Origin of the sequence: Ignatzschineria rhizosphaerae, from assembly GCF_022655595.1 — a bacterium.
Classification (GTDB): domain Bacteria; phylum Pseudomonadota; class Gammaproteobacteria; order Cardiobacteriales; family Wohlfahrtiimonadaceae; genus Ignatzschineria; species Ignatzschineria rhizosphaerae.
In genome coordinates, this window is sequence record NZ_CP093379.1 from 1,972,697 (window position 1) to 1,985,271 (window position 12,575).

Here is a 12,575-nt window from a genome sequence, read left to right on the forward strand (position 1 = left end):
ACAAATTATTTAAATCAGACGTTTTTTATTAGTCTGCTTTGTTTGCGTTAATGATTGACTCGGCAACATTATTAGGAGCTTGGCTATATTTCAAGAACTCCATTGAGTATGTTGCACGACCTTGTGTTGATGAACGCAATGCAGTTGCATAACCGAACATTTCAGATAATGGAACTTCAGCTCTAATAACTTTAGAACCAAACGCATCATCAATACCTTGAAGATTACCACGACGACGGTTAAGGTCACCCATAACATCACCCATGTAATCTTCTGGTGTTTCAACTTCAACTTTCATCACTGGCTCAAGCAATACAGGACCTGCTTTTTGAACACCAGCTTTGAAACCCATTGACCCAGCAATTTTAAACGCCATTTCACTTGAGTCAACATCATGATATGAACCATCATAAAGTGTTACTTTAACATCTTCGATTGGGTAACCTGCGATTACACCATTCGCCATCTGCTCTTGAACACCACGATCAACTGCAGGGATATATTCTCTTGGAACAACACCACCCACGATCTGATCGATAAATTCATAACCTTTACCAATTTCTTGCGGTTCAATTTTCAACCACACATGACCAAACTGACCACGACCACCTGACTGACGAACAAACTTACCTTCAACCTCAACAGCTTTAGTAATTGTTTCACGGTAAGCAACTTGAGGAGCACCTACACCACACTCAACCTTGAACTCACGCTTCAAACGGTCAACAATGATATCTAAGTGAAGCTCACCCATACCACCGATAATTGTTTGTCCTGACTCTTCATCAGTACGAACGCGGAATGATGGATCTTCTTGAGCAAGACGTGAAAGCGCCATACCCATTTTTTCTTGGTCTGCTTTAGTTTTTGGCTCAATCGCAACAAAAATTACTGGCTCTGGGAATTCCATACGCTCAAGTGTAATTTGATCTTTTTGATCACAGAGAGTATCCCCTGTTGTTACATCTTTAAGTCCTACCATTGCAATAATATCACCTGCACGCGCCTCATCAATCTCTTCACGAGAGTTTGAGTGCATCGCAAGTAAACGACCTACACGCTCACGTTTACCTTTAACAGGGTTATAAACGTGATCTCCAGATTTAATAACACCAGAGTAAAGTCTTACAAACGTCAAGTTACCAACAAATGGGTCGTTTGCTAATTTAAACGCAAGCGCAGAGAACGGTTCATCATCAGATGATTGACGCACTCCAGGTTCACCATCAGGAAGAACACCCGCAATAGGCTTAACTTCTACTGGTGATGGGAGATAGTAAATTACGTCATCTAAAAGCGCCTGAACACCTTTGTTCTTAAACGCCGTACCACAACATACAGGCACCATTTCAGATGCAAGTGTACGAGCACGAAGACCTGCACGAATCTCTTCTTCTGACAATTCACCTTCTTCAAGATACTTATCCATCAACTCTTCGCTAGACTCAGCTGCAGCTTCTACCATTTGTGAACGATAGTTTTCAGCATCATCAAGAAGCGCTTCAGGAATATCACGCTCTTCAAACGTCATACCCATATCTTCTTCATTCCAGTAAATCGCCTTCATTGTAACAAGGTCAATTACACCTTCAAAGTTATCTTCAGCACCGATTGGAATTTGAATAGGAACAGCATTAGCGCGTAAACGCTCTTTCATCTGCTCAACAACACGGAAGAAATCTGCACCCGTACGGTCCATTTTATTAACAAACGCAATTCTAGGAACCGCATATTTGTTCGCTTGACGCCATACAGTTTCAGACTGTGGCTGAACACCACCAACAGAACAGTAAACCATTACTGCACCATCAAGAACACGCATAGAACGCTCTACTTCAATCGTAAAGTCAACGTGTCCTGGAGTATCGATAAGGTTAATTCTGTGCTCTTGGAATTGTTGCTTCATTCCTTTCCATGAACAGGTTGTCGCTGCAGATGTGATAGTGATACCACGCTCTTGCTCTTGAGCCATCCAGTCCATTGTCGCAGTACCATCATGAGTTTCCCCAATACGGTGACTTTTACCTGTGTAAAACAGAATACGCTCTGAAGTCGTTGTTTTACCTGCGTCGATGTGAGCACTGATACCAATATTACGGTATCGTTCAATAGGCATAGTTCGAGCCATAATAAATCCTTCTTTTAATTAAATCTTGTTTTCTTTAAACAACAAATGCGGTGACCCAAAAAAAATGAGCACCGCAATTGCATGAACAAATTCTGTAAATTTCTTACCAGCGGAAATGCGAGAACGCTTTGTTCGCTTCTGCCATGCGGTGCATGTCTTCTCTTTTTCTTACTGCCGCACCACGGTTTTCAAGCGCATCTAAGATCTCAGCGCCCATACGACGCATCATTGATTTCTCAGAACGTTTTCTTGCCGCATCAACCATCCAGCGCATTGCTAATGCATCACGTCTTGACGCACGCACTTCAACCGGAACCTGATAAGTCGCACCACCAACACGTCTTGATTTAACTTCAACTTTTGGTCGAACATTGTCTAAAGCTTGTTCTAAAGCTTCAACAGGATTCTCGTGGCCTTTCTCTTTAACGATGTCTAAAGCACCGTACATGATACGCTCAGCAATCGATTTCTTACCAGAAATCATCACCATATTAATAAATTTCGCAAGCATTACATCGCCATAAATAGCGTCTGGTAAAATCTCGCGTTTTGGGACTTCTCTTCTTCTAGACATGAGATACTCTCAACAAATACTAAATCCAATCGAACTAATAAAACCTATTTAGGTTTCTTAGCACCATATTTTGAACGACCTTTACGGCGTTTATCAACACCTTGTGAGTCCAATGCACCACGAACAACGTGATAACGAACCCCCGGAAGGTCTTTTACTCTACCACCACGAACCAAAACAACACTGTGCTCTTGTAAGTTATGGCCTTCACCACCAATGTAGCTAGACACTTCATATCCGTTAGTTAAACGAACACGACATACTTTACGCATAGCAGAGTTAGGTTTTTTAGGTGTTGCTGTATAAACCCTTGTGCACACTCCACGACGTTGAGGAGAACCCTCAAGTGCAGGAACGTCAGATTTATCAGCTTTCGTTCCGCGCGGACGGCGGATTAACTGATTAACTGTTACCATTAAATCTAAATCCTTGCTTAAAACATAAGTTACAAAAAATAACGATACACCCCTAGTAATTCTAGAGGATACGAAATAGTATAATTAATAGCTATTTCTGTCAACCTTGGTAGAGATTAATTTTACCAACACGGGTAAATGCCGCAAGCTTTATATTCATCTGCTTAGCAAGCTTAATTGCCATAGTTGTCGGAGCAGACATTGTCACCAGCAACCCCACCTTTGCCGCAACAGCTTTTTGCACCATTTCAAAACTCGCCCGTGAAGTCGTCAATATAAACCCTGTTTTAGAATTAATCTTTTTTTGATGGATTGCACCAATTAATTTATCTAAAGCAACATGCCGACCCACATCTTCTCGCGTTAATAAAATCTCACCCCTATTTGAGACAAAAAAAGCAGCATGCGCGCCGCCTGTTTTTTGGTTCATCATCTGCAATGCCGATGAATCTTGTAAGGCTCTATCAATAGACGCCTCATCCATTACAAAATCAAAATCAATTTTTTCCTGCTCACGCACAACATCCGATAAAGAATCAAGCCCACAAATACCACATCCTGTACGCGCACTCATCTGTCTTTTACGCCCTTCAATCCTTACAACGCAAAGGGGGTCAACTTCTATCGCGACCTCAATTCCTCTCTCGTTAGGAACGAGCTCTATAGAGCGAATATCATTTAAACTTTTGATGATGCCTTCTGTTAAAGAAAAACCATAAACAAAATCAATGATGTCATTTGGCGTACACATCACCACCACATGAGAATAACCATTATAGATCAGTGCGACAGGCACCTCCACCAAAACACTATCTACTATAGACTCCCATATCCCCTCTTGATACCGTTGAACTTTTACCTCTTCAAAAAACACCTTATCATTTACCACCGATGCAATAGCCATATCTCCCCTCTTTTAAATCGACAAATAACCTCACTATGATTAACATCATTCTACCTAACAGAGAATAATCTCTCATTATTTAATATTAACCTTAAAGATAGGAGCCCTCTGACACCCTAAAACCCAACCATCAACAGGCATAAATGGTTCTGCTTGCAACGGGCATTCAACCCCCTTCTTATTACGCCAAAGATACTGACCACCCCATACAGCGCTTCCCTGCCAATTAGTCGCCAATAAACTCAAATCTCCCTGTGACACCACTTCTAAAAAAACACGATAATACCCAACTTGCAATAAACGCCAAGCATCCACCTTTAATGTCGCAATTTGAAGCCATTTTGAGCGGTGTATCACACTACTTTGCTCATCGAACTCATAAAAGGCAATATAGATATCTGATAACCCTTTGGTTTGTGATGAATTCAGTTGCAGCAGATAGATACCATCAACATGAACATAATCCGCTAAAACCTCACCCTCATCTAAAGACAAAGAAGCAACAACATAAGGCGCCTTTTGTGTCATAGGTAAACGCCACAATCTATTTTCTATAATTAATGAAAACCCATCAGTTACCACACTTTGTAAAACCAAGATCTCATCAACTTTAATATCACCATTCAAAAAATATCTATAACGCTCAGCGTTATATACAACCTCAACCTGAACGCCCTCCATTGAAGAAGATATATTCCACTTCTCTATCCGAGGAGGCATCCTTACTTCCCGCTCTTTTACAAGATAAGCATAACTACCATCGGTATCCTCCCCTCTCATATTATATACTCCGACAATCTCCCTCTTTGCGCCAAGCAAACACTCATCCGACAGACGACGCCCATACCAACCTCTTGAAAACCCTAAATATCTAAATTCATCACCTAATAAACGACAACCTTCAGATAAATCTATAACCTCCCACTCCAAAACTCCAAGAAAATCCTCCTGGTAAACTTGCTGCCGAAATTTATCTGTTTTCACATCTTTATCTGATATCACCTGCAACAAGACTCTCTCTTGTAATAAATAACCACTAATTAACTCTCCAAGAGAAAACAGAATAAATGCTCCCACCCCCAAAACTACCAATATACTCAATAGAGCATTCCCTATTTCTTTACGAATCTTCATTGCTCTAACCCTATCAATATCTCTCTAAAAATAGGGGGCTGCGCATTTTCAAGCACCCTTACATAATCATTATTTTGATAAACCTGCCTCGAATTAACATACTGCGAAGGTCTTGCAAGCAGCAATCTCACCGACAATAAGCCACTATCTAATTGCTTCAATCTCATATCAACAATATCCGGCATTCTATAAAAAACCTGTCCATCCAAAAAATCAATCGTCAAATAAGAGCGTTTATTTTGGAGTTGTAGGTAAATCAAATATTCTTTAACAATATAGACCTGCAAAACTTCCATATCTAAATTTTTCCTTAACTCTAGATAATCACCCGCATCCATTTCAAAATGAGAGCCTCGTCTTTGTGCCTTAACCACCATACTTTGTCGGCAATCAGTCACAAAGAAAGTAAAACTTCGCACCCCGACAAGGTCAGCCGTAAGATCCCCCACAAACAGCGCCTCCCTTACAAACAAATTTGTCGGCTGTAACCCACTCACCTGTAATATGTCAGAGCCCTGAACAATACTCTGTAAACGCTTTCTAGGAACTGGGGAATACCCCCCACTACCGCCCCCCCTTAATGCCAATAAATCTAAAATCGCACTTTGACCCTCCACCTTTGGAGATAAAATCATGACAGAAGATTGCAAATACTCGCGATAACTAACAGATAGAGAATAACCAACAAGCATCTCATTATAAGAAGGCAACATTTCAGGGCAATAAGGGACAAACTGCAGACGCTGAAACTCTGAGCGCATCAGATCCTCAATCCCCATAATAGATTCAAGCATCTGTACTCGCCCATTTAATACATCACTTTTGACAATAAGCTGCCGAATCACTAACGAGATCATCATCAACAAAAGACTTAATATTGCTAACGAAATAATCATCTCAAAAAGTGCCTTACCTGAATCTTTATTCAAATCACTCAAAAAAGCCTTTTTATAATGCACTCTCCCCCCCCCTCTCGACTTAAATCAACAAGATCGAGATCGACACTCCTCTTTTTGATTTACCCACTCAACCCTTTGATCACTTGCCTTATCAATTTTTTCAAGCGATATAGAAATCCCTGTCAATGATCGATTCATCATTGAAATAAACAATAAAAAAAGCCCTATCATTAATAGGGCTTCCAGCAATACACGACCTTTCTCTAATTTCATTTACACTAAAATAATGGTCTTTTAAAATGATTGATCGCACTTAAAGGCTCATTAACATTGAAATACTTTACATTTGTATTTGTCGCTCCCATCGCCTCTACCCTTTTAGTGTGCATCTCTACATAATGCTGCGCACTATCTTGATCTTCAAATAGGTAAATACCTCCGCTTTCTGCAGTATCACTATTTTCAATCCATAATTTTGCAATAAAGCCCGGCTTTTGATTAATGCTTTGCGCTAACTCTTTAGCCCCTTGCGTTAAAGCATCGCCCATCATCTCTACAGGAAAATCAAAATTAATCTGTACTAGTATCATTCTTACCCCTATATATAATTAATAGTCTTAGCGTTTAAATAACACCCCTAAATTAGGGCATCTTCTTTATCTACCATAACCTATATTATATAAAGCTATATCAATCTTAGTATGCCTTTCATTACGTACGGGAAATTATCTATTTTATTCTGACAAGTTTTTCACTATTTATATTCTATTGCGCTATAATCTTCGAAAGGGATTTTTCATATATTTGCCTCTTAGAAATACTTGACTATTTATTAGATAGGCTTTAATATTACCCCTCTTAAACCCGACCGTTTTGTAGTCCCCTCTCAAATGGCTGGTTTGATCGAATATTTTATGTAAATTAATTTATGCGGAGCATTCAGCAATTATGTATGCAGTAATTAGAACGGGCGGTAAACAATATCGCGTTGCGGAAGGTCAAATCCTCCGTATTGAAAAAATCGAAGGCGCAGAAGAAGGTTCAAACATCGAACTTAACGATGTACTTCTTGTAAGTGCAGATGGCAATGTAACAGTTGGCACACCTGTTGTAGCGGGCGCGAAAGTGACTGCGGAAGTGAGAAAACAAGGTCGTACTCGTAAGATCGACATTATCAAATTCCGTCGTCGTAAGCACTACCGTCATCATGCGGGTCATCGTCAGCATTTTACAGAAATCAAAATCACTGGCATTAGCGCTTAATTAAACAATAGAGGTACTTAAACTATGGCACAGAAGAAAGGTGTTGGTTCGAGCCGTAACGGTCGTGACTCAGAAAGTAAACGTCTTGGAGTAAAGCGTTTTGGTGGTGAGCTTGTAACAGCTGGTTCAATCATTGTTCGTCAACGTGGTACACGTTTTCATGCAGGATTAAACGTAGGTGTTGGTAAAGATCACACACTATTTGCTAAAGCTGACGGTCATGTAACATTCGAAACCAAAGGTTTAGGCAAGCGTAAATATGTAAGCATCGATCCTGTTGCTTAATATATCGCACTAAACAGTCATGAAAGCTCCACTTTTTATACGTGGAGCTTTTTTATTTCCTCACATTAAATTTTGAGGTAATCAAATGAAATTTATTGATGAAGCAAAAATTGTTGTGATCGCTGGAAATGGCGGCCATGGCTGCGTCAGTTTTAGACGCGAAAAATTTATCCCCTTCGGTGGCCCTGATGGGGGTGATGGCGGAGATGGTGGTTCTGTCTATCTTCGAGCAACAAAAACCTTAAACACTTTAATGACTTATCGTTACACCAGAACTTATAGCGCAGAGCGTGGCGAAGATGGCGCGGGTGCGAATAGAACGGGTAAAGATGGGGAAGATCTCTATTTAGATGTTCCATTAGGTACTCAAGTATTTGATAACACAACGGATGAATTCATCGCAGATCTTACAGAAGAAGATCAAGTTGTTAAGGTTGCTCAAGGTGGTTTTCACGGATTAGGTAACACTCGTTATAAAACATCGACAAACAGGGCTCCTAGACAATCTAAGCCAGGAACAGAGGGTGATGAGCGAGAACTACGCTTAGAACTTAAAGTAATGGCCGATGTTGGGCTACTTGGGCTTCCTAATGCCGGAAAATCAACACTTATCCGCGCAATCTCAGCTGCTAGACCAAAAGTTGCTGATTACCCATTTACAACACTAGCTCCAAGCCTTGGGGTTGTTGATATCGACTCTCTACGCAGCTTTGTTGTTGCAGATATCCCAGGACTTATTGAGGGTGCCTCAGATGGCATTGGCCTTGGTCATCAATTCCTTAAACATCTCAGCCGTACTTCAATCTTATTACATATCGTTGATCTCTCGCCATCTAGCGATTCTCAAGATCCTGTTGAAGATTATTTAACGATTTTAGAAGAGCTTCGAAAATATAGCGAAGAGCTTGCTAATAAACCTCGCTGGTTAGTCATTAACAAAATTGACTTAATCCCAGATGATGAACGTGATGCTGCGATTGAAGATTTCTTAAATGCGATTAAATGGGATCGTCAATCACCTCATTTTGCAATCTCTGCAATTTCCAAACTTCATACTCGTGAAATGTGTTATCAAATCATGGATGAGATTGATAAAGAGCGCGCTGATGAGGTTAATGAATATGACGAGCAAGCTAAAAAAGCAATACAAAAAGAGCGTGATAAACTTCTTACTGAAGAGGAATATTATGCAATGATGAATGAAGAGAAGTAATTAAAATTCATCTTTATAAAATAGAAGCCTTAAAGATTATGTCATCTTTAAGGCTTTTTTATGACAACATTAATAGGGGATATTCAGTTCAAAGACCCCCTTCGCTGCCAATCAACCTTAAAAAGGTTAAGAACTCTTTTATTTTAAATATTCCACACACACAAAGAAAAAGCTCGAAGAACATATATCCTTCGAGCTTTCATTTCATTACCTGAAAATAAAACCTATTTTCGTTTAACTGGGGGTAAATCCGTACAAGCCCCTAAAATATTCTCTGCAGCCATTCCCACAGATTCAATTAAAGTTGGATGAGGATGGATAGTATGCCCAATATCAATACTATCAGCCCCCATCTCCACCGCTAAGCAGATCTCACCAATTAAATCTCCAGCATGGATCCCCACAACAGCGCCACCGAGAATTACTTTTGTCTCCGGATCATAAAGAAGCTTCGTAAAGCCCTCATCACGCCCATTTGCAATTGCTTTTCCACTTGCTACCCATGGGAATACCGATACTTCATAAGAAATTCCTTTAGCTTTCGCTTCGGTTTCTGTTAAACCTGCCCATGCAATCTCTGGATCTGTATACGCCACTGATGGCACAAATTTCGCATCAAAGAAACGTTTTTCACCAGTACAGACTTCTGCCGCAACATGACCTTCATGAACCGCTTTATGCGCAAGCATAGGTTGCCCTACAATATCCCCTATGGCAAAGATATGCGGTACATTCGTGCGCATCTGCTTATCCACAGAGATAAAGCCTCGCTCATCCACTAAAACCCCGGCATTTTCAGCACTAAGCGTTAACCCATTGGGTTTACGACCCACCGCAACTAATACCCTATCAAATGTTAATGGCGTACTTGGTGCATCAGCCCCTTCAAAAGTCACCTCAATACCTACATCCGTAGCCTTAGCGCCGGTAACGCCAGTTTTAAGCATCACTTTATGGAAACGGTCTTTATTGTATTTCTCAAAGACTTTTACTAAATCACGATCAGCCCCAGGGACTAAACCATCTGCAAATTCAGCAATTGTAATTTCGCTACCGAGCGTTGAGTAAACCGTCGCCATCTCAAGCCCAATAATTCCGCCACCGATAACAAGGAGTTTCTTTGGAATATCTTGCAATTCAAGCGCACCAGTTGAATCCATAATACGAGGATCTTCTGGCATAAATGGTAATTTCACAACTGATGATCCAGCCGCAATAATCGCTTTATTAAAACTAATTTCTCGCGTTGTCCCATCTGTTAATTTAACTGCCAAATGATGATCATTTTTAAAAGTTGCAAACCCTTCTACAACCTCAACCTTACGCATCTTCGCCATACCCGCCAAACCGCCCGTAAGCTTACCAATTACTGACTCTTTAAAGCCGCGAAGCTTATCGATATCAATTTTAGGCGCATCATACGTAATCCCAATATCTGCAAATGATTTTGCAGATTCCATCACATCCACCACATGAAGTAATGCTTTAGAAGGGATACATCCTACATTTAAACAGACCCCACCAATGGTTGAATAGCGCTCTACTAAAATGACCTTTAATCCTAAATCTGCCGCTCTAAATGCTGCAGAATAACCACCAGGGCCACCACCAATTACAACCACATCACAATCTGGGTCCACTATTGAACTTGTTTCAACCGCCAATGTTGATTGTACTGGCGCTGCTTTTGGCGCTTCAGCCTTCGCTGCAACTTGAGGCTTATCTTCTACTTTCTTTGGCGCCTCAGATACTGCTGGTGCTTCTGAAACTTCGATTTTTGCAAAAATAGCCCCTTCTGCAATCGAGTCACCCACAGAGACTAAAATCTCCTTAATTACCCCTGCTTTTTCCGCAGGAACATCCATTGATGCCTTATCTGATTCAAGCGTTAAAAGTGTATCATCTACCGCAACGGTATCACCAACACTCACATGAATCTCAATAACATCAACGCTATCAAAATTCCCAATATCTGGGAGTTTTAAATCCATAATCATACCTTCCTCCTAGATCACCATACGACGCATATCTGCTAATAGCTCATTTAAATACACGATAAAACGCGCACCTAATGCGCCATCAATCACGCGATGATCATAAGATAAAGAGAGTGGAATCATTAAGCGAGGTTCAAACTCTTTACCATTCCATACAGGCTTAATCTGATTTTTTGCGACCCCTAAAATTGCAACTTCCGGCGCATTAATGATTGGAATAAAGTTCGTTCCACCAATTCCACCAAGTGAAGAGATCGTGAAACAGCCCCCAGTCATTTGATCTGGCTTTAACTTCCCTTCACGAGCAAGGCCTGCAAGCTCACGCATTTCAGCAGCAATCTCAATCACCCCTTTCTTATCACAATCACGAATCACCGGCACTACTAAGCCATTTGGCGTATCTGCAGCAAATCCAATGTGATAATACTTTTTAAGAATGAGATTATCACCCTCAAGAGAACTATTGAATGTTGGGAATTTTTGAAGCGCTTTCACAACTGCCTTAAAGAGGAAGGCAAGAATTGTGACTCTCGCACCTTCACGCTCATACTCTTTATTAAGCGTTTTACGAAGCTCTTCAAGATCTGTGATATCTGCTTCATCAAATTGCGCAACATGAGGGATCATCGCCCAGTTACGAGCAAGGTTCGCCCCTGAGATCTTCTGAATACGGCTAAGCGGCTTCTCTTCCACTTCACCAAATTTTGCAAAATCCACTTTTGGCCACGGCAGTAGATCTAGTCCACCACCATTCACATTAGCAGCCTTAGCGCCTTTAGTCGCAACGGAGCCACTAAGAACGCCTTTCACATATTTTAAGACATCATCACGTAAAATTCGGCTATTACGACCAGATCCGACAATCTCATTTAAGTTTGCCCCAAGCTCTCTGGCAAAAGCTCTTACTGATGGTGAAGCATGCGCACCACTGAAATCTAATGTTGCGGCATTAGTGATCGGTGCAACTGGAATCTCTTGACCTGGATGAGGAGCTTTTAATGTTTCCACCGCTGATGATTGAGTTGGCGCTGCAGCAGCTTGCATTGCCGGTGCTTTCGCCTCTGTTTCTGGTGCAGATGCAGCAGCGCTAGAACTTCCTGCCGCTTGAATCTTCACCACAAGATCACCCTCTTTCACTTTATCACCAATTGCCACTGCAATTTCCGTAATAACACCGGCTTTATCAGCAGGAACATCCATCGATGCTTTATCAGATTCTAATGTTGCGAGCGTATCATCAACGGCAACAGTATCACCGACTTTCACTGCAATATCGATAACATCTAATTCATCTGAATTTCCAACAGCTGGGATACGAATCTCTGCAACCTCACCTGCAGCAGCTGGCGCCGCTACTGGTTCAGCGACCGGAGCCTCTTTCACTTTCTCAGGCTCAGCCACCGGCTCTACTTTAGCTTCAGTAGCGACAGCAACTGGTGCATCAACGGCTTCAATATGTGCTATTGCATCACCTGTTTTTACCTGATCCCCAACATTTACTAAAATCTCAACGATCTTTCCTGCCGCTTCAGCCGGAACATCCATTGACGCTTTATCAGATTCAAGGGTCATAAGCGTATCGTCAACAGCGACAATATCTCCGACTTTCACATTAATCTCGATAACATCAACAGCATCAAAATTACCAATATCTGGCACTCTTAAATCAATATTTGCCATAACTTTAATCCTTTTTAATTGGTTAACTTACCAAATTGATCTAACTTCAATACCGCTATCTCCATTAGATCATCGCAATAAG

Annotated in this window: 12 protein-coding genes; 3 read left to right on the forward strand and 9 right to left on the reverse strand. The window is 41.0% G+C overall.

The features are described 5' to 3' along the window. Positions 1–28 precede the first annotated feature (28 nt). The 7 genes from fusA to MMG00_RS08730 form a co-directional block, all read right to left on the reverse strand. Complete coding sequence (gene fusA / locus MMG00_RS08700) at positions 29–2,128, reverse strand: elongation factor G (protein WP_242147425.1); 2,100 nt, start codon at positions 2,126–2,128, stop codon at positions 29–31. A gap of 103 nt (positions 2,129–2,231) precedes the next feature. After that, a complete protein-coding gene (gene rpsG / locus MMG00_RS08705; RefSeq protein ID WP_242147427.1) occupies positions 2,232–2,702 on the reverse strand; it encodes a 30S ribosomal protein S7 in 471 nt (156 codons plus the stop codon). A gap of 44 nt (positions 2,703–2,746) precedes the next feature. Then, the gene (gene rpsL, locus MMG00_RS08710; RefSeq protein ID WP_242147429.1) at positions 2,747–3,118 is read right to left on the reverse strand and encodes a 30S ribosomal protein S12; all 372 of its coding nucleotides are present in this window, start codon (positions 3,116–3,118) and stop codon (positions 2,747–2,749) included. A gap of 100 nt (positions 3,119–3,218) precedes the next feature. Next, positions 3,219–4,022, reverse strand: coding sequence for a formate dehydrogenase accessory sulfurtransferase FdhD (gene fdhD, locus MMG00_RS08715; protein ID WP_242147432.1), 804 nt, complete (start codon positions 4,020–4,022; stop codon positions 3,219–3,221). 75 nt (positions 4,023–4,097) lie between these two features. Further along, positions 4,098–5,156, reverse strand: coding sequence for a hypothetical protein (locus tag MMG00_RS08720; RefSeq protein WP_242147434.1), 1,059 nt, complete (start codon positions 5,154–5,156; stop codon positions 4,098–4,100). Continuing rightward, positions 5,153–6,052, reverse strand: a complete 900-nt coding sequence (locus MMG00_RS08725; RefSeq protein WP_242147436.1) for a hypothetical protein — start codon at positions 6,050–6,052, stop codon at positions 5,153–5,155. The genes MMG00_RS08720 and MMG00_RS08725 overlap by 4 nt, the downstream gene beginning before the upstream one ends. 281 nt (positions 6,053–6,333) lie before the next feature. Then, positions 6,334–6,645 carry a monooxygenase gene (locus tag MMG00_RS08730; RefSeq protein ID WP_242147439.1) on the reverse strand — a complete coding sequence of 104 codons (312 nt, stop codon included), beginning with the start codon at positions 6,643–6,645 and terminating at the stop codon, positions 6,334–6,336. A 358-nt stretch (positions 6,646–7,003) separates the two neighbouring features. Between MMG00_RS08730 and rplU the strand changes: the two genes are divergently transcribed. From rplU to cgtA, 3 genes are all read left to right on the forward strand, one after another. Continuing rightward, the gene (gene rplU / locus MMG00_RS08735) at positions 7,004–7,318 is read left to right on the forward strand and encodes a 50S ribosomal protein L21 (protein WP_242147441.1); all 315 of its coding nucleotides are present in this window, start codon (positions 7,004–7,006) and stop codon (positions 7,316–7,318) included. Positions 7,319–7,342: 24 nt separating this feature from the next. Further along, positions 7,343–7,603 (forward strand): 50S ribosomal protein L27, encoded by a 261-nt coding sequence (gene rpmA / locus MMG00_RS08740; protein ID WP_242147443.1) that lies wholly within the window; start codon positions 7,343–7,345, stop codon positions 7,601–7,603. An 85-nt stretch (positions 7,604–7,688) separates the two neighbouring features. Continuing rightward, positions 7,689–8,816 carry an Obg family GTPase CgtA gene (gene cgtA / locus MMG00_RS08745; RefSeq protein WP_242147445.1) on the forward strand — a complete coding sequence of 376 codons (1,128 nt, stop codon included), beginning with the start codon at positions 7,689–7,691 and terminating at the stop codon, positions 8,814–8,816. A 224-nt stretch (positions 8,817–9,040) separates the two neighbouring features. Here the strand turns inward: cgtA and lpdA are convergent, their stop codons facing one another. Both lpdA and aceF read right to left on the reverse strand, forming a co-directional pair. Next, positions 9,041–10,813 (reverse strand): dihydrolipoyl dehydrogenase, encoded by a 1,773-nt coding sequence (gene lpdA / locus MMG00_RS08750; RefSeq protein ID WP_242147448.1) that lies wholly within the window; start codon positions 10,811–10,813, stop codon positions 9,041–9,043. 9 nt (positions 10,814–10,822) lie between these two features. After that, positions 10,823–12,493: a dihydrolipoyllysine-residue acetyltransferase gene (gene aceF, locus MMG00_RS08755; protein ID WP_242147450.1), complete on the reverse strand. Its 1,671-nt coding sequence runs from the start codon at positions 12,491–12,493 to the stop codon at positions 10,823–10,825. Positions 12,494–12,575: the final 82 nt, after the last annotated feature.

Excerpts from the sequence above, each read along its gene's own strand:
- fusA (WP_242147425.1), bottom strand. The coding sequence starts at position 2,128 with ATGGCTCGAACTATGCCTATTGAACGATACCGTAATATTGGTATCAGT.
- rpsG (WP_242147427.1), bottom strand. The coding sequence starts at position 2,702 with ATGTCTAGAAGAAGAGAAGTCCCAAAACGCGAGATTTTACCAGACGCT.
- rpsL (WP_242147429.1), bottom strand. The coding sequence starts at position 3,118 with ATGGTAACAGTTAATCAGTTAATCCGCCGTCCGCGCGGAACGAAAGCT.
- fdhD (WP_242147432.1), bottom strand. The coding sequence starts at position 4,022 with ATGGCTATTGCATCGGTGGTAAATGATAAGGTGTTTTTTGAAGAGGTA.
- MMG00_RS08720 (WP_242147434.1), bottom strand. The coding sequence starts at position 5,156 with ATGAAGATTCGTAAAGAAATAGGGAATGCTCTATTGAGTATATTGGTA.
- MMG00_RS08725 (WP_242147436.1), bottom strand. The coding sequence starts at position 6,052 with ATGATTATTTCGTTAGCAATATTAAGTCTTTTGTTGATGATGATCTCG.
- MMG00_RS08730 (WP_242147439.1), bottom strand. The coding sequence starts at position 6,645 with ATGATACTAGTACAGATTAATTTTGATTTTCCTGTAGAGATGATGGGC.
- rplU (WP_242147441.1), top strand. The coding sequence starts at position 7,004 with ATGTATGCAGTAATTAGAACGGGCGGTAAACAATATCGCGTTGCGGAA.
- rpmA (WP_242147443.1), top strand. The coding sequence starts at position 7,343 with ATGGCACAGAAGAAAGGTGTTGGTTCGAGCCGTAACGGTCGTGACTCA.
- cgtA (WP_242147445.1), top strand. The coding sequence starts at position 7,689 with ATGAAATTTATTGATGAAGCAAAAATTGTTGTGATCGCTGGAAATGGC.
- lpdA (WP_242147448.1), bottom strand. The coding sequence starts at position 10,813 with ATGATTATGGATTTAAAACTCCCAGATATTGGGAATTTTGATAGCGTT.
- aceF (WP_242147450.1), bottom strand. The coding sequence starts at position 12,493 with ATGGCAAATATTGATTTAAGAGTGCCAGATATTGGTAATTTTGATGCT.